Below are 13,982 nucleotides of genomic sequence, written 5' to 3'. Positions count from 1 at the left end.
TGTGAGAATCCGATCATGACCCTGTGGCGGAACAGGCCCTTCCTCGTGTTCTGGCTCAGCCAGACCCTGTCCGTGGCCGGCAGCTCGATCACCGTCATCGCCGTGCCGCTGCTGATCCTGGAGGCCACCGGCTCCGTGGCGCAGATGGGCCTGCTGACCGGCCTGTCGATGGCCGGGTCCGTCCTCACCGGACTGGTCGCCGGGGCCGCGGCCGACCGGTTCGACCGGCGGTTCCTGATGGTCGCCTCCGACGTGGCGCAGGCCGTCCTCTACGGACTCATCCCGATCGCCTGGGCCTTCGGGCCGGCACTGTGGCTGCTGTATGTCGTCACTCCGGTCGCGGCCGGGTTCGGCATGCTGTTCCGGGTGAGTTACGTGACCGTCGTCCCGGCACTCGTCGGGCGGGACCAGGTCACCGAGGCCAACGGGCGGCTGAACACCACGGCGGCGGTGTTCACGGTGCTCGGGCCGGTGCTGGCCGCCGGGCTCGCTGCGTGGATCGGCCCCGCCAACGCGCTGGCCGTCGACGCCGCCACGTTCCTGGGGTCCGCTGGGCTGCTGATGCTGCTGCGCTTCAGGCCCGAGGCCAGGGAGGCGGAGGATGGCGGGCCGGTGCGGCGGTTCCTGGCCGGTGCGCGGTTCCTGTGGGATCAGCCGGTACTGCGCAGCCTCACCGTCGCACTGACCGGCACGCTGTTCGTGCTGCTCGGCGCGACCGACGTGCTCATCTACCGGGTCAAGGCCGAACTCGGGCACGGCGAGACGGCCGTCGGCACGGTGATGGCCGGTGGCGGGGCTGGCGCGGTACTCGGGGCCATGAGCGTCGGCTGGCTCCGCCGCAGGTTCGGCTTCGGCCCGTGCTGGCTCGCCGGTACCGGGCTGGCCGGGCTGGCCATCGCGGCGTTCGGCCTGCTGCCCTCGGTACCCGGGCTGGCCGTCGCGGCTGCCGTGAGCTCGTTCGGGATCGCGGTCGCCGGCACGGTGTCGATGTCGCTCCGGCAGCAGATCACCCCCGCTCACCTGCTCGGCCGGGTGACCTCGGCGTTCTGGACGCTCCACTACGCGCTGAGCCCGGCCGGGGCTGTCGTGCTCACCGCGATCGCGGCCGGGCACGGCGTCCGCACGGCCGCGCTGTTCGCCGGCGCCGTCGTGCTCGTGTGCGTACTGGGCGCGGGCTTCACGCCGGTCAGGCAACGCCGGCCCGAACTGGCGTTGGGCTAGACCCGGGCCGGCGTGAAGCACACAGGGTCCGGTCAGGCCACCGGAACCCCGAGGGTCAGGTAGGAACGCGCCCACGCACAGCACCAGTTCGGCTGACCCGGTGTGCTCGGCGGCCGGGCCCTCGGCGAAAGCCACCCGCCCGGCCAGGCCCCGGCCAGCGGCGGCGGCCCTGCCGCGTTCGATGTCGGGCCCGTGCGTGTCGACGCCGGTACCGCTAGCGCCCGGCACCCCATAAACACCGCCCGCGCTGGCGTACGAGCCGGTCAGATCCGGCGGCGGAGCGCGGCCATCGACAGTGGCACGAACACGACGAGAAGGCCGGCCGCCCACAGCAGGGTCTGGAGCACCGGGGTCGCCACCGGCCCGCCGACCAGCAGGCCCCGGGCCGCGTCGGACAGGATCGACACCGGGTTGACGCGCACGATCGCCTGGAGCCAGCCCGGCATGGTCTCGGTGTAGACGAACACGTTGCTGACGAAGGTCACCGGGAACAGCGCGGTGAAGCCGAACAGCTGCACCTGTTCCGGGTTCTTGGCCAGCACCCCGACCAGGACGGAGATCCAGGAGAAGGCGAGCGCGAACACCAGGATCAGCAGCACGGCACCGAGGGCCGCCAGCAGCGACGTCCTCACCCGGAACCCGAGCAGCATCCCCACCGCGAGCAGCAGCGCGATCGACCAGGCCTGCTTGACCAGGTCGGCGGTGATCCGCCCGGCCAGCGGGGCCCAGCGTGCCACGGGCAGCGACCTCAGCCGGTCGAAGACGCCCTTGGTCAGGTCCATGTTCAGCCCGAGCCCCACGTACATCGTCACGAACAGCATGTTCATCACGATGATCCCGGGCAGGGCGAAGGTCAGGTACTCGCCGGTCGAGCCGGAGATCGCGCCGCCGAACACGTACGTGAACAGCAGCACGAACATGATCGGCTGGAAGCTGAAGTCGCCGAACTCCCACGGGTTGTGCCGGATCTGCACCAGCGTCCGCCAGGCGAGGGTGAGGGTCTGCCGCAGCCCGGTCGCGAGGCTGGGCCGGGTGGCGAGCGGGGCGGGTGTGGCGAGTGGCTGTTCCGCTGTGGTCATGACGACCCGTTCCCTTCCTCCTCCGCCGGGTGACCCGTCAGGGACAGGAACACCTCGTTGAGGCTCGACCGGCGCAGCTCCAGCTCCGTGACCACCACGCCGGACTCGTCGAGCCTGCGCACCACGGCCGGCATGACGGCCGGGTCGGTGACGGGCACGCTGACCAGCTGGCCCTTCGTCTCCGGCGTCGCGCCGGCCAGCGTGCCGACCACGGACGTGACGATCGGCAGGTCAGCGGCGTCGGCCGGGCGGACGACGAGGGTCTGCGCCCCGGTCTTGGCCTTCAGCTCGTCCGGTGTGCCCGTGGCGATCACCTTGCCGTGGTCGATCACCACGATCTCGTCGGCGAGCTGGTCGGCCTCGTCGAGGTACTGCGTCGTCAGCAGTACCGTCGTCCCGCCGGACACGAGGGTCCTGATCAGGTCCCACAGCTCGGTCCGGCCGCGCGGGTCGAGCCCCGTGGTCGGCTCGTCGAGGTACAGGATGCTGGGCCGGCCGACCAGGCTCGCGGCGAGGTCGAGGCGGCGGCGCATCCCGCCCGAGTACGTCTTGGCCGCCCGGGCGGCGGCGTCGGCCAGGCCGAAGTCGGCGAGCAGCCCGGCGGCCCGTTCCTTGGCCGCCGCCCTGGGCATGCCGAGCAGCCTGGCGATCAGCACCAGGTTCTCCGTGCCGGTCAGGTTCTCGTCCACCGAGGCGAACTGGCCGGTCAGCCCGATGAGCTGCCGGACCTGGTGGGCGTCGCGGACGATGTCGTGCCCGTCGACGGACGCCCGCCCCTCGTCGGGCTGGAGCAGGGTCGCCAGGATCCGCACCACTGTCGTCTTGCCTGCCCCGTTCGGGCCGAGCAGCCCGAGCACGGTGCCGGCCTCGACTTCCAGGTCGACACCCGCCAGCGCGGTGGTCTCGCCGAACCGCTTCACGAGCCCTTCGGTCACGATCGCGTGAGCCATGATGTCCTCCGGTCGCAGCCGGTACCTTCCCATCCTGCGCGTCCCGTGCGGATCGTGGTGCGTGAATGCGAGCTGCCGGGCGGCGGCGAAGCGGGCATACGCCCCAGTACACCTGAAAACTGGCGGGGCAACTCCGGGAGGCGGCCTCTGCCTAAGATCGTCCGATGACCGCGCAGCCTCTCGACCGGATCGCCCTCATCTCCGACGTGCACGGCAACCTGACCGCCCTGGAGGCCGTCCTCGCCGACATCGGCGCGCGCGGGATCACCCGGATCTTCAACCTCGGCGACTACGTGGGCAAGGGCCCGCGCGGCCGGGAGGTGATCGAGCTGTGCCAGGAACGCTGCGAGATCAACATCCTCGGGAACTGGGACGACTTCCTGCCGGACCCCGACCGGGGCTTCCACGGCGAGGCACTGGAATGGTGGCTGGCCCAGATCACCGAGGAACAGGGCAAGTGGCTGCGGAGCCTGCCGTTCAGCCACGACTTCGTGATGAGCGGCCGGCAGATCCGGATCTTCCACGCCAGCTCGGCGACCGTCCACAAGCGAGTGCGCTTCGACCACGACGAGGCCGAGTTCCTGAACATGTTCGTGAACACGCCGGCCACCGGGGACGGGCCGCTGCCCACCGTCGTCGGCTACGGCGACACGCACGACGCATACTACGAGGTCGACCGCCAGCGCCGGACGCTGTTCAACACCGGCAGCGTCGGCAACAGCATGGACGACCCGACCCCGGTGTACGTGATCCTCGAAGGCGTCTACGGCTCGCCAGCCGAGGCGCCGTTCGGCATCCAGTTCGTCCGGGTGCCCTACGACGTGGAGGCCGAGCTGGCCGCCGCCGAGGCGATGGGGGCACCCAAGCTGGCCGAGTACGCCTCCGAGATCCGCGACGGCGTCTACCGCGGCGAGATGCACGAGCCGGGTGGCCCGTCTTATCACCGCCGGCCCCGGTAAGCCGGAACTGTCGGGGCCCCCTCGTAGAATTCGCGGATGCCTTCCACTCCGGCGCACACCGAGACCTCCTTCGACCTTGAGCAGGCCCTCGGCGTGCTGCGCAAGGTGTTCGGTTACGAGTCCTTCCGCGGCAGCCAGCAGGAGATCATCGAGCAGGTCACCAGCGGCGGCGACGCGCTCGTCCTGATGCCGACCGGTGGCGGCAAGTCGCTGTGCTACCAGATCCCGGCCCTGCTGCGCCCGGGTGTGGCCGTCGTCATCTCGCCGCTGATCGCCCTCATGCAGGACCAGGTCGACGCGCTCACCGCCCTCGGCGTCAGCGCGGCCTTCCTCAACTCGACGCAGGATCTCGACACCAGGCGCCGGGTCGAGACCGCGTTTCTCGAGGAGAAGATCGATCTGCTGTACCTGGCGCCGGAGAGCCTCCGCAGCGAGTACACCCTCCGGCTGCTCGAGCGGGCCAGGATCTCGCTGTTCGCGATCGACGAGGCGCACTGCGTCGCCCAGTGGGGCCACGACTTCCGGCCCGACTACCTGGCGCTGTCGATGCTGCACGAGCGCTGGCCGTCCGTGCCGAGGATCGCGCTCACGGCCACGGCCACCCAGGCCACGCAGGCCGAGATCGCCACCAGGCTCCAGCTGACGGAAGCCCGGCACTTCGTCTCCAGCTTCGACCGGCCCAACATCCAGTACCGGATCGTCGCCAAGGCCGAGCCGAAGAAGCAGCTGCTCGACCTGCTGCGCACCGAGCACGCCGGCGACGCCGGGGTGGTGTACTGCCTGTCGCGTGCCTCGGTGGAGAAGACAGCCGAGTTCCTCACGGAGCAGGGCATCCCGGCCCTGCCGTACCACGCCGGGCTCGACGCGGGGACGCGTGCGCGCAACCAGGCCCGGTTCCTCCGGGAGGACGGGCTGGTCATGGTGGCCACGATCGCGTTCGGCATGGGCATCGACAAGCCCGACGTGCGGTTCGTCGCCCACCTCGACCTGCCGAAGTCCGTCGAGGGCTACTACCAGGAGACCGGCCGGGCCGGCCGTGACGGGCAGCCGTCGACGGCGTGGCTGGCCTACGGGCTCCAGGACGTCGTCCAGCAGCGCAAGCTGATCGACTCCTCCGAGGGTGACCTCGCCCACCGGCGCAAGCTCGGCACGCACCTCGACGCGATGCTCGCGCTCTGCGAGACCGTGGAGTGCCGCCGCGCCCGCCTCCTGGCGTATTTCGGGCAGGAGCAGGCCGGCCAGTGCGGCAACTGCGACACCTGCCTGAGCCCGCCGGAGTCCTGGGACGGCACCGTCGCCGCGCAGAAGCTGCTGTCGACCGTGTGGCGGCTGGCCAACGAGCGCGGGCAGAAGTTCGGCGCCGGCCAGGCCATCGACATCCTGCTCGGCAAGGTCACGCCGAAGGTCACCCAGTTCCGCCACGAGGAGCTGAAGGTGTTCGGCATCGGCGGCGAGCTGCGCGACGTGGAGTGGCGGGGCGTGGTGCGGCAGCTGCTCGCGCAGGGCCTGCTGGCCGTCGAGGGCGAGTACGGCGCGCTGGTCCTGACCGAGTCGAGCGACGAGGTGCTGCGCGGCAGCCGCCCGGTGCCGATGCGCCGCGAGCCGGAGAAGGCAGCCAGGGCAGGCAAGGCAGCCAAGAGCCCGAAGGCCAAGGCTCCGGTCGACCTCGCCCCGGAGGACGTGCCGGTGTTCGAGGGGCTGCGGGCCTGGCGGGCCGTGATCGCCAAGGAGCAGGGCATCCCGGCGTACATCATCTTCCACGACTCGGTGCTGCGGCAGATCGCGGCCGACAAGCCCGCCGACCTGGCGGCGCTCGGCTCGATCTCCGGCGTGGGCGAGAACAAGCTCGCGAAGTACGGCGAGCAGATCCTCGACGTGCTCCGCGCGATCGGCGCGTGAGGGCCGCCGTAATCTTCACCGGAGGAAGTTTCACGAAACGGAGCACGGTAGATGAGCGAGCCCACGGGTCTGACGCAGCGGCAGACCGAGGACTACACGGAACTCTTCCGGCAGCACGACCGGAACAACAGCGGCTACATCACGTCGGACGAGCTGGGGGCTGTCCTGCGGAGCCTGGGCGAGAAGCCCTCGGCGTTCCAGGTCGGCGGCCTGATCTCCGACAGTGACCTCGACGGCGACGGGCGGATGGGCCTGAAGGAGTTCCTGTCGCTGCTCGGCCGCAAGGTGGTCCCGCAGCCCGGTGCCACGTCCCCGGAGGAGGAGCTGGCCGAGGCGTTCCGCGTGCACGACGCCGACGGCGATGGCTTCGTCACCAAGGACGAGATGACGACGCTGATGCAGACCCTGGGCGACGCGCCCACCGCCGAGGAGATCGACGCCGCCTACGCGAAGTCCGATGCGAACGGTGACGGCAAGCTCGATTTCGCGGAGTTCAAAGCGCTGTACGGCGCCCGCTGAGCACGAGGGGTGGCCCGCCTGCCGGGCCACCCGCCACACTCAGCCGTACCGGGACATTGATATGGATGGTTTGTTTACAGAATAATCGGGGCGGCCCCACCATCCACTTCGGACGGAGATCACCATGTTCCGGAAGATCGCCACGGTTGCCCTGACCAGCGGGCTGCTCGCCCTGTCCCCGGCCGGCCCGGCGCACGCCGCGACCGTCGACCTCACCTTCGGCCCGCTGTCCATCGGGGACTACTGCCGGGCGAAGGTCGCGACGTCCGCGTTCATCGGATTCCACGAGGGCAGCCTCCGCTGCTACACGTACGGGGCCGGCACGTCGCTCCAGTACGTGGGCACCGGGGACGCCTACCTGGCCTGCAAGTACCTGACCACCGACGTGGTGTCTGCCGCCCTGCGCGGGCCGTCCGGCAGCCTGGTCTGCCGGGTCATCCGGTGAGCTGGGTCAGGACTTCTCAGGCTTTGTTCGGCTGCCGCAGGGAGATCCGGTTGCCGTCCGGGTCCACAGCCTCGATGCGTACCCCGAACGGGTAGTCCACCGGCTCGGGATCCTCGAAGGTGACGCCGCGCTGGCGGAAGATCTCGACGTCCTTGCGCAGGTCGCCGGATTCGAGGATCAGCGGGCCGGGCGCGCCCTGCCGGTCAGCCCCGCCCGGCTGGCCCGCCGCCCCGGCGTGCGGCCACAGGAGGATCTGCGCCGGGTGCCCGGGGACGCCAACGGTGAGGAACCGCCCGCCGGGCCCCGGGAAGTCGATCCGCTTCTCCAGGCCGAGGCCCTCGGTGTAGAACCGCAGCGCGCGGTCCTGGTCGGTCACGTAGATCGTCACGTACATGATGTTGGTGAGCATCGCGTCCTCGATTCCTCCGGTGGGAAACTCTTCACAGCCATGACGGACGCCAGCCGGGGAATGTGACAGGACTCGGGTATCGGGTATCACTAGGTGATGACCAAGACGCAGTACTACACGGCGACCACACTCGACGGTTACATCGCCGGCCCCGGTGACTCGCTCGACTGGCTGTTCACGGTGGAGGGCGGGGCTGACGAGTTCGCGCCATACTTCGCGGACGTCGGCGCGTTCGCGATGGGCGCGAGCACGTACGAGTGGATTCTCCGCCACGATCGCCCGCACGAGGATCCGGAGAAGTGGACGGGCCCGTACGGTTCCGTGCCGTGCTGGGTCTTCACCCATCGCGAACTGCCGGTCATCCCCGGTGCCGACATCAGGTTCGTGCGGGGGGACGTGCGGCCGGTACACGCGGAGATGACCGAAGCCGCCGCAGGCCGCAACATCTGGATCGTCGGCGGTGGCGAGCTGGCCGGGACGTTCGCCGACCACGGCCTGCTCGACGAGCTGCTGCTGAGCGTCGCGCCCGTGTTCCTCACCGAGGGCGCCCCGCTGCTCCCCCGCCGGCTGCTGTCGGAGGACCTGCGGCTGACCGGCGTCCGGCAGGCCTCGCAGTTCGCGGTGCTCACCTACGAGCTGGTCCGTCAGGCCACCTCCTGAGGCCCTGTACCGTTCCGCCCATGCCAATGATCACTGTGGAGATGTACCCGGGCCGCACGCCCGAACAGAAGCAGGCCCTCGCGGCCAGGCTCACCGAGGCCTTCATGGAGACCTGCGGGTCGCCCGGCCAGTCGCCCGACGGGGTGTGGGTGGTGATCCGTGAGGTACCGAGGGAGAACTGGGCGATCGGCGGGAAGATGCACGCTTGACCTCGTGATCTAGAGTTCCGGGGTCAAACACGCTGAAGCGGTGCGGGGAGGCATCATGGGGAGCACAGCGGACGCCTCGGGGATCGGCAGGATGCTGGCCGATGTCACGGGGCTGCTGGCCCAGTTCCAGGCGGCGAGCCAGGCCGGTGGCGAGCCGGCCGAGGGGCGCGGCGAGGCGGCAGACGGCATGATCCACGCCACGGCGGCCGGCGGCCGGATCACCGATCTGACCTTCAACCCGCGAGTACTGCGCATGGACTCGGTCACACTGGCCGAGCAGACGCTCGCGGCGGTGAACGCGGCACTGGCCGACCTGGCAGCGCAGACCCCGGCCCCGGCCGGGCCCGCGGACTTCGGCAACCTCGGCGAGGAGCTGAAGTCCATCCAGGACGGAGCTGCGCGGCAGTTCGCGACGTTCGGCGACGCGCTCATCGCCGCCCAGGAGCAGATCGCCTCGCGGGGCGGCAAGTGAACCTCGCGGTCGCCCCCGAGGGCCTGGGCGGCTCCGGGCAGCAGCTCCAGCAGGTCGCGACCAGGTTCGGCGAGGCGCTCGGCGCCTTCCAGGCCCAGCTCCAGGCATTCGGCCAGCCGTGGGGTTCCGATGACATCGGCTCGCTGATCGGGGCGGCGCACGACGAGGTGTCTTCGTTCGCCTTCGAGTGCTACGGCGCGGCATTGGAGGAGATCTCCCAGGCCGGAGCTGACCTGTCGGCGATGGCCGCCAAGCACCAGAACAACGAGACGGAGATCGGCAAGCTGTTCAGCAAGCTCGCGGACGAGCTGGCGAAGGGCAACGCCCGATGAGCCTCACGCTGCCGGGTGAGCTGCGCTCGCTGCTGGAGATCCTCGGTTACTCCTGGCCAGAGGCCGACGAGATGAAGCTGTTCGAGATGGGCCAGTCGTGGATCGCGTTCGGCGGCACGATCGGCGGCATCGTCACTGAGGCGCACTCCGGGGCCGGCGAGGTCTGGGGCAAGCACCAGGGCGGCGACATCACGGCGTTCCAGAAGTGGTGGGAGGGCGAGGACAGCCCGGCCGGCAACCTGTCCGACGGGGCGAAGGCCGCGATCCTCACCGGTACCGGGCTGATCATCTGCGGCATGATCGTGCTCGCGCTCAAGATCATGGTGATCGTGCAGCTCGTCATCCTGGCCATCCAGATCGCCCAGGCGATCGCCACCGCGGCGGTCACCTTCGGGGCCTCCCTGCTGGAGATCCCGATCTTCCAGCAGCTCAGCCGGACCGTCGTGGGCAACCTGGTGCAGGAAGCCCTCTGGAAACTGATGGACTGAGGGGGTCTCGTGGCGCAGCAGCACGGCAAACGCAAGAGCACCGGCAAGCTTCTCCGCGCGGCCCTGCGGTATCTGAAGGAGCAGGACGGCCGGGTCGCCAAGCGCAACCGGCCGGACCGGATGAACCCGGAACGCCTCCGGCACATGATGGAGGGCGAGAACCGCAAGGGCTACCACTACCGACCGGGCGGCGAGGACTTCCCGGACCGGCGGATCACCCAGGTCATGCGGCGCGACCCGAACACCGGGGTGTACGAGGCCAAGGTCGAGTTCTACAAGGACCCGCCCGGCGTGTGGCAGCCGAAGGTCGGTCAGGGGCGCAGTACGTTCTTCCCCGACCACTGGACGCCGCAGCAGTGCGACGACGCGGTGACCAACGCCTTCACCAGTAACAACGTCGTCAAGAACGCCGACGGCAGCTGGACCAGCTCGGTCAACGGCGTCCCGATCATGGGCTACTACGATACGGCGACCGGTGCGCTCAAGCACGGCTTCCCGTACCTGTAAGGAGGTGCCAGATGAGCCAGATCAGTTTCCACACCGACCCGGGCGGCTTCCCGAGGTACCAGACGGACGACGAGCGGTTCATCGCGCTCGGCGTGTGGTTCTCGATGGAGCTGCGCAACTCGCCGTACCAGTGCCTCGACCTCCTCGCGCTCGTCGACGACGTGACCAGCGGCCGGGAGGAGTCCGGGCTCTGGGAGGGTGAGGCGTTCCTCGCCGAGGTCACGGCGGACGGGGTGAAGGCCACCAACACGATCCTGTCCGGCCAGTCGGGGGTGTACACGCTCGACGAGGTCCGGCGGGCAGCCGAGGACTACTGGCGGTTCGTGTCGGCCCAGCCGCACACCGCCACAGACCTCGCCGACTGGGAGCAGACCTGGTCGCGGTCACACCCGTACCGTGGACGGCTCTTCTAGGGGCCTGACCTGCCGATCCTTGCCGACCGGCAGGGATCGGCGGGGCCGCTGCTAGAGGACCTCGCACGTGCGGTCGGGGCGGCGCTGGTCACCGCCGACGAGGGCGACTTTCGCGGTGTCCGGGATGGACTGTCCCCGGTAGGTGGCCGCGAGGGTCGTGCAGGCGAGCTGGTCGAGGGCGAGAGCCGGCCAGTCGGCGACGGCCGCGCCGGGGAGCCTGACCTCCCACTGGCCGTTCCCGAGCCCGTGGACGCCGACGGCTCCGGTGACGCCGGCTGGTACGGCGGTGACGAGGCCACGGGCGCGTTCCGGCTCGGTCAGGCCTGCCAGCAGGGCTTCCACGGCGGCGACCCAGGTGTTGTCCTGCGAAGCGGTGCGCTGCACCGGGACCAGCGCGCCCTGCCGGAGCAGGTAGATGGTCACCGAGTGGCCTGCCTTCCGGGGCGCCTCACCGGCCGGGATCACGTCGCTGGGCCGCACGCCGCATCCGGAGAGCAGGGATGTCAGGGCCAGCAGGGCCGCCACGCGCCTCATCCGGTATCCCTCGGCAGCCACAGCGTGAACACCGCTCCCCCGTCCGGCGCGTTGGCCGCCTCGATCCGCCCGCCGTGCAGCTTAGCGTTCTCCTGCGCGATCGCCAGGCCCAGACCGCTGCCTTCCGACCGGGTCCGTGCCACGTCAGCCTTGTAGAACCGGTCAAAAACATGAGGCAGTACCTCGGGAGCGAGGCCTGGCCCCTGATCGGCGACCGAGAGGGAGAGCCAGCCGCCGGCCGCGCGGAGCTGGAGCCGGACGGGTGGCCCGCCGTGGGCCAGGGCGTTGCTCACCAGGTTCGCGACGATCACGCCGAGGCGGCGTGGGTCCACTGTGCACCGGATGCCGTCCGGCAGGTCGGTCTCGACAGCCTCCGTCCAGCCCCGGTCGCGCAGCGCGCCCCGGACGGCGGCTGCGGCGTCGACGTCGGCGGTGCTCAGCCCGGCCGTGCCGGAGTCGAAGCGCGAGACCTCGATCAGGTCGGTCACGAGCTGGTTGAGCCGCCGCGTCTCCTGGCTGACCAGCCGGGCTGCGGAGGCCGCGTCGCCGGTGAGGTGCTCGGCTTCCTCGTCGAGGACGTCGGTCACCGCCGTCATGGCGGCGAGCGGGGTACGCAGCTCGTGCGACACGTCCGCCACGAACCGGCGCGAGTCCGCCTCCATCCGGCGCAGCTCGCCGACGTGGTGCTCCAGCGCGTCGGCGGTCGCGTTGAACGTCCGGGTCAGGTCGGCCAGCTCGTCGGCGCCCCGGACGTCCAGCCTGGTACCGAGGTCGCCGGCTCCCCAGCGCCGCGCGGCGGCCCCCAGCTCGCGGACCGGCCGCAGTACCCGCCGGGCGATCAGGAACGCGAGCAGGACGGCCAGCACGAGGCCGGGGATCGCGGTCAGCCAGGCCGTGGTCGCGAGCCGGTTGATCGAGACCTGCTCGGCCGCGAGGCTGCGGACGGAGTAGACCCGCAGGCCCGACTGGTGTTCCTGGCCCCGGTCGCCGATGAGCACCGGCATGCCGATCACCAGGTACGGCTGCTTGAAGCGGACCTGACGCTGCCACACCACGCTCGTGCCGTCCCGCACGGCGGCCTTCAGCTCGGCTGGCAGGTCCTCGGGCCGCAGCCCAGAGTGCGAGGAGAACTGCCCGTCGTACTCGACCAGCACCGGATCCCCGCTGCCGGTGAGCACGCGGTCCAGCTCGTCGAGGCCTGCCTGGTCCGGCGGCAGTGTCACGCTGTCCGCGATGGACCGCACGCGCTGGACGAGCGACGTGACCGCCGGATCCTGGGCGTTGCGCAGGACGACGTTACGGGCCTGGATGTAGCTGGCCCCGGCCGTCGCCATCGTGCTGACCACGCCGACCAGGACGAACCCGAGCAGCAGGCGCGGCAGCAGCCCCGGCCTCATGCCCGCTCCGCGCCCGCCACCGGCCCGAACCTGTAGCCGAACCCGCGCACCGTCTGCACGTACACCGGATGCGACTGGTCGTCCTCGATCTTCACCCGGAGCCGCTGCACGCACGCGTCCACGAGCCGGGAGTCGCCGAGGTACCCGTGCTCCCACACGGCTTCGAGCAGCTGCTGGCGGCTGAGCACCCGGCCGGGCGAGCGGGTCAGCTCCAGCAGCAGGCGCAGCTCGGTCGGCGCGAGGCTCACCGGCTCGCCGTGCTTGGTGACGGTGAGCGCCGCCCGGTCGAGTACGAGATCGCCGTGGTGCTCCCGATCGGACCGGTCGCCGCCGATCCGCCGCAGCACGGCACGGATCCGGGCTTCCAGCACGCGGGGCTGGACCGGCTTCGTCACGTAGTCGTCGGCACCGGCCTCCAGGCCCGCGACCACGTCCATGTCGTCGTCACGGGCGGTGAGCATCACGATCGGCACGTTGCCAGCCGTCCTGATCCGGCGGCAGACCTCGAAGCCGTCGATGCCGGGCAGCATCAGGTCGAGGATCACGATGTCCGGCGGCTCGGCCCGGAACTGCTCCAGGCCCTCCTCGCCCGTGGCCGCCGTCCTGACCTGGTGTCCCTGGCGGCGCAGCGCGAGGTGGAGGCCCTCGGAGACGGCCGGGTCGTCCTCGACGAGCAGCACACGAGACATGCGCTCAACTATCGCACGCGGGGTCGGAGCCGCCCGTCACTCGCTGTTGTTACACGTTCATGACATTGCGGGGACGGTACGCGGGCATCGGAGCGTCACCGTTGGATCATGACTCCGGTGACAGGGACAGCGCTGCGCACTCAGTACCAGGTCAGCCCGCCGCGCGCGGCCAGCAGGCGCAGGCAGCTGCCGGCCGTGTGGTACCTGGCCGGCGCGGCCCTCTGCCTCGCCGGCCTGGCCGCCACGTACGTGTTCGCCGTGCTGACCCCGGCCGGGCAGACGCTGGACAGGGCGGACGTCGACGCGTTCGGCAGCCTGGAGAGCCACCCGTGGGCCCACCAGCTGCTGAGCCTCTACGATCCGTTCAACCTGGCCTTCGTGGCCGTCGTGGTGGTCGTGGCCGGGATCGTGTCCCGCCGCTGGCTGGCCGGGATCGCCGGAATCGGGCTGGTCCTCGTGACCGTCGCCACCGCCCGGCTGCTCAAGACCGTCCTGCCCCGCCCGGCCTTCGACATCCCCGGCTGGAACACCGAGCACAACAGCTTCCCCAGCGGGCACGTGACCGTGACAGCCGCGCTCCTCTTCGCGCTCATGCTCGCGCTGCCGTCCTTCCTCCGGCTCTGGGTACTCGTCCCCGGCGTGGTGGTCGTCACGCTCGCCATCCAGGCGACGGTCCTGGCCGGCTGGCACCGGTACAGCGACGGGATCGGGGCTGTGCTGCTCTCCGCGGCCTGCTACCTGCTGGTTCTCGCCGTGCCCTTCTTCCGGCGGCCAGCCAGGTAACACCCTCCACTGTGGTG

19 protein-coding genes are annotated in these 13,982 nt (G+C 70.6%); 13 read left to right on the top strand and 6 right to left on the bottom strand.

Annotated elements, in window-relative coordinates:
• Nucleotides 1-15 precede the first annotated feature (15 nt).
• Nucleotides 16-1,221, top strand: a complete 1,206-nt coding sequence (locus A3G1_RS0130635) for an MFS transporter (RefSeq protein ID WP_018353326.1) — start codon at nt 16-18, stop codon at nt 1,219-1,221.
• Between the two features lie 263 nt (nt 1,222-1,484).
• Here A3G1_RS0130635 and A3G1_RS0130630 read toward each other — a convergent pair whose 3' ends face one another.
• Both A3G1_RS0130630 and A3G1_RS0130625 read right to left on the bottom strand, forming a co-directional pair.
• Nucleotides 1,485-2,300, bottom strand: a complete 816-nt coding sequence (locus A3G1_RS0130630) for an ABC transporter permease (RefSeq protein WP_018353325.1) — start codon at nt 2,298-2,300, stop codon at nt 1,485-1,487.
• Nucleotides 2,297-3,250, bottom strand: a complete 954-nt coding sequence (locus A3G1_RS0130625; RefSeq protein WP_018353324.1) for a daunorubicin resistance protein DrrA family ABC transporter ATP-binding protein — start codon at nt 3,248-3,250, stop codon at nt 2,297-2,299. Before A3G1_RS0130625 ends, A3G1_RS0130630 begins: the two co-directional genes overlap by 4 nt.
• 164 nt (nt 3,251-3,414) lie before the next feature.
• Between A3G1_RS0130625 and A3G1_RS0130620 the strand changes: the two genes are divergently transcribed.
• From A3G1_RS0130620 to A3G1_RS0130605, 4 genes are all read left to right on the top strand, one after another.
• The gene (locus A3G1_RS0130620) at nt 3,415-4,209 is read left to right on the top strand and encodes a metallophosphoesterase family protein (protein ID WP_018353323.1); all 795 of its coding nucleotides are present in this window, start codon (nt 3,415-3,417) and stop codon (nt 4,207-4,209) included.
• A 36-nt stretch (nt 4,210-4,245) separates the two neighbouring features.
• Nucleotides 4,246-6,108 (top strand): DNA helicase RecQ, encoded by a 1,863-nt coding sequence (recQ, locus tag A3G1_RS0130615; RefSeq protein ID WP_018353322.1) that lies wholly within the window; start codon nt 4,246-4,248, stop codon nt 6,106-6,108.
• Between the two features lie 51 nt (nt 6,109-6,159).
• Nucleotides 6,160-6,627 carry an EF-hand domain-containing protein gene (locus tag A3G1_RS39240; RefSeq protein ID WP_018353321.1) on the top strand — a complete coding sequence of 156 codons (468 nt, stop codon included), beginning with the start codon at nt 6,160-6,162 and terminating at the stop codon, nt 6,625-6,627.
• A 124-nt stretch (nt 6,628-6,751) separates the two neighbouring features.
• Nucleotides 6,752-7,072 (top strand): hypothetical protein, encoded by a 321-nt coding sequence (locus tag A3G1_RS0130605; RefSeq protein ID WP_018353320.1) that lies wholly within the window; start codon nt 6,752-6,754, stop codon nt 7,070-7,072.
• A 16-nt stretch (nt 7,073-7,088) separates the two neighbouring features.
• Here A3G1_RS0130605 and A3G1_RS0130600 read toward each other — a convergent pair whose 3' ends face one another.
• On the bottom strand, nt 7,089-7,481 hold the full coding sequence (locus A3G1_RS0130600; RefSeq protein ID WP_018353319.1) for a VOC family protein: 393 nt from the start codon (nt 7,479-7,481) through the stop codon (nt 7,089-7,091).
• Nucleotides 7,482-7,577: 96 nt separating this feature from the next.
• On the opposite strand from A3G1_RS0130600, the gene A3G1_RS0130595 reads away from it, so the two are divergent.
• From A3G1_RS0130595 to A3G1_RS0130565, 7 genes are read left to right on the top strand one after another with little or no spacing between them, the layout of a single operon-like run.
• Entirely contained in the window at nt 7,578-8,141 is a 564-nt protein-coding gene (locus A3G1_RS0130595) for a dihydrofolate reductase family protein (protein ID WP_018353318.1), read from the top strand.
• Between the two features lie 20 nt (nt 8,142-8,161).
• Complete coding sequence (locus A3G1_RS0130590; protein ID WP_026212681.1) at nt 8,162-8,350, top strand: tautomerase family protein; 189 nt, start codon at nt 8,162-8,164, stop codon at nt 8,348-8,350.
• A 55-nt stretch (nt 8,351-8,405) separates the two neighbouring features.
• Complete coding sequence (locus tag A3G1_RS0130585; RefSeq protein ID WP_018353316.1) at nt 8,406-8,822, top strand: YbaB/EbfC family nucleoid-associated protein; 417 nt, start codon at nt 8,406-8,408, stop codon at nt 8,820-8,822.
• Nucleotides 8,819-9,154 (top strand): hypothetical protein, encoded by a 336-nt coding sequence (locus tag A3G1_RS0130580; RefSeq protein ID WP_018353315.1) that lies wholly within the window; start codon nt 8,819-8,821, stop codon nt 9,152-9,154. Before A3G1_RS0130585 ends, A3G1_RS0130580 begins: the two co-directional genes overlap by 4 nt.
• The gene (locus A3G1_RS0130575; protein WP_018353314.1) at nt 9,151-9,642 is read left to right on the top strand and encodes a WXG100-like domain-containing protein; all 492 of its coding nucleotides are present in this window, start codon (nt 9,151-9,153) and stop codon (nt 9,640-9,642) included. The genes A3G1_RS0130580 and A3G1_RS0130575 overlap by 4 nt, the downstream gene beginning before the upstream one ends.
• 9 nt (nt 9,643-9,651) lie before the next feature.
• Nucleotides 9,652-10,149: an EndoU domain-containing protein gene (locus tag A3G1_RS0130570; RefSeq protein ID WP_018353313.1), complete on the top strand. Its 498-nt coding sequence runs from the start codon at nt 9,652-9,654 to the stop codon at nt 10,147-10,149.
• An 11-nt stretch (nt 10,150-10,160) separates the two neighbouring features.
• A complete protein-coding gene (locus tag A3G1_RS0130565) occupies nt 10,161-10,562 on the top strand; it encodes a hypothetical protein (RefSeq protein WP_018353312.1) in 402 nt (133 codons plus the stop codon).
• 51 nt (nt 10,563-10,613) lie between these two features.
• Here the strand turns inward: A3G1_RS0130565 and A3G1_RS37630 are convergent, their stop codons facing one another.
• The 3 genes from A3G1_RS37630 to A3G1_RS0130550 are packed head-to-tail and all read right to left on the bottom strand — an operon-like array spanning nt 10,614 to nt 13,182.
• Complete coding sequence (locus tag A3G1_RS37630) at nt 10,614-11,096, bottom strand: hypothetical protein (protein ID WP_040480339.1); 483 nt, start codon at nt 11,094-11,096, stop codon at nt 10,614-10,616.
• Nucleotides 11,093-12,493, bottom strand: a complete 1,401-nt coding sequence (locus tag A3G1_RS0130555) for a sensor histidine kinase (protein ID WP_018353310.1) — start codon at nt 12,491-12,493, stop codon at nt 11,093-11,095. Before A3G1_RS0130555 ends, A3G1_RS37630 begins: the two co-directional genes overlap by 4 nt.
• A complete protein-coding gene (locus A3G1_RS0130550) occupies nt 12,490-13,182 on the bottom strand; it encodes a response regulator transcription factor (RefSeq protein ID WP_051110716.1) in 693 nt (230 codons plus the stop codon). Before A3G1_RS0130550 ends, A3G1_RS0130555 begins: the two co-directional genes overlap by 4 nt.
• 108 nt (nt 13,183-13,290) lie before the next feature.
• On the opposite strand from A3G1_RS0130550, the gene A3G1_RS39235 reads away from it, so the two are divergent.
• Nucleotides 13,291-13,965, top strand: a complete 675-nt coding sequence (locus A3G1_RS39235; protein ID WP_018353308.1) for a phosphatase PAP2 family protein — start codon at nt 13,291-13,293, stop codon at nt 13,963-13,965.
• Nucleotides 13,966-13,982: the final 17 nt, after the last annotated feature.

The organism is Longispora albida DSM 44784, from assembly GCF_000379825.1.
GTDB classification, from domain to species: Bacteria; Actinomycetota; Actinomycetes; order Mycobacteriales; family Micromonosporaceae; genus Longispora; species Longispora albida.
The sequence above is the reverse complement of the archived record's forward strand: the minus strand, read 5'-3'. Positions and strand labels throughout refer to the sequence as shown.

What these genes read in the sequence shown, in the direction of transcription:
- A3G1_RS0130620 (WP_018353323.1), top strand. Translation starts at nt 3,415, where the DNA reads ATGACCGCGCAGCCTCTCGACCGGATCGCCCTCATCTCCGACGTGCAC.
- recQ (WP_018353322.1), top strand. Translation starts at nt 4,246, where the DNA reads ATGCCTTCCACTCCGGCGCACACCGAGACCTCCTTCGACCTTGAGCAG.
- A3G1_RS39235 (WP_018353308.1), top strand. Translation starts at nt 13,291, where the DNA reads ATGACTCCGGTGACAGGGACAGCGCTGCGCACTCAGTACCAGGTCAGC.
- A3G1_RS39240 (WP_018353321.1), top strand. Translation starts at nt 6,160, where the DNA reads ATGAGCGAGCCCACGGGTCTGACGCAGCGGCAGACCGAGGACTACACG.
- A3G1_RS0130565 (WP_018353312.1), top strand. Translation starts at nt 10,161, where the DNA reads ATGAGCCAGATCAGTTTCCACACCGACCCGGGCGGCTTCCCGAGGTAC.
- A3G1_RS0130585 (WP_018353316.1), top strand. Translation starts at nt 8,406, where the DNA reads ATGGGGAGCACAGCGGACGCCTCGGGGATCGGCAGGATGCTGGCCGAT.
- A3G1_RS0130600 (WP_018353319.1), bottom strand. Translation starts at nt 7,481, where the DNA reads ATGCTCACCAACATCATGTACGTGACGATCTACGTGACCGACCAGGAC.
- A3G1_RS0130550 (WP_051110716.1), bottom strand. Translation starts at nt 13,182, where the DNA reads ATGTCTCGTGTGCTGCTCGTCGAGGACGACCCGGCCGTCTCCGAGGGC.
- A3G1_RS0130635 (WP_018353326.1), top strand. Translation starts at nt 16, where the DNA reads ATGACCCTGTGGCGGAACAGGCCCTTCCTCGTGTTCTGGCTCAGCCAG.
- A3G1_RS0130575 (WP_018353314.1), top strand. Translation starts at nt 9,151, where the DNA reads ATGAGCCTCACGCTGCCGGGTGAGCTGCGCTCGCTGCTGGAGATCCTC.
- A3G1_RS0130595 (WP_018353318.1), top strand. Translation starts at nt 7,578, where the DNA reads ATGACCAAGACGCAGTACTACACGGCGACCACACTCGACGGTTACATC.
- A3G1_RS0130625 (WP_018353324.1), bottom strand. Translation starts at nt 3,250, where the DNA reads ATGGCTCACGCGATCGTGACCGAAGGGCTCGTGAAGCGGTTCGGCGAG.
- A3G1_RS0130630 (WP_018353325.1), bottom strand. Translation starts at nt 2,300, where the DNA reads ATGACCACAGCGGAACAGCCACTCGCCACACCCGCCCCGCTCGCCACC.
- A3G1_RS37630 (WP_040480339.1), bottom strand. Translation starts at nt 11,096, where the DNA reads ATGAGGCGCGTGGCGGCCCTGCTGGCCCTGACATCCCTGCTCTCCGGA.
- A3G1_RS0130605 (WP_018353320.1), top strand. Translation starts at nt 6,752, where the DNA reads ATGTTCCGGAAGATCGCCACGGTTGCCCTGACCAGCGGGCTGCTCGCC.
- A3G1_RS0130590 (WP_026212681.1), top strand. Translation starts at nt 8,162, where the DNA reads ATGCCAATGATCACTGTGGAGATGTACCCGGGCCGCACGCCCGAACAG.
- A3G1_RS0130555 (WP_018353310.1), bottom strand. Translation starts at nt 12,493, where the DNA reads ATGAGGCCGGGGCTGCTGCCGCGCCTGCTGCTCGGGTTCGTCCTGGTC.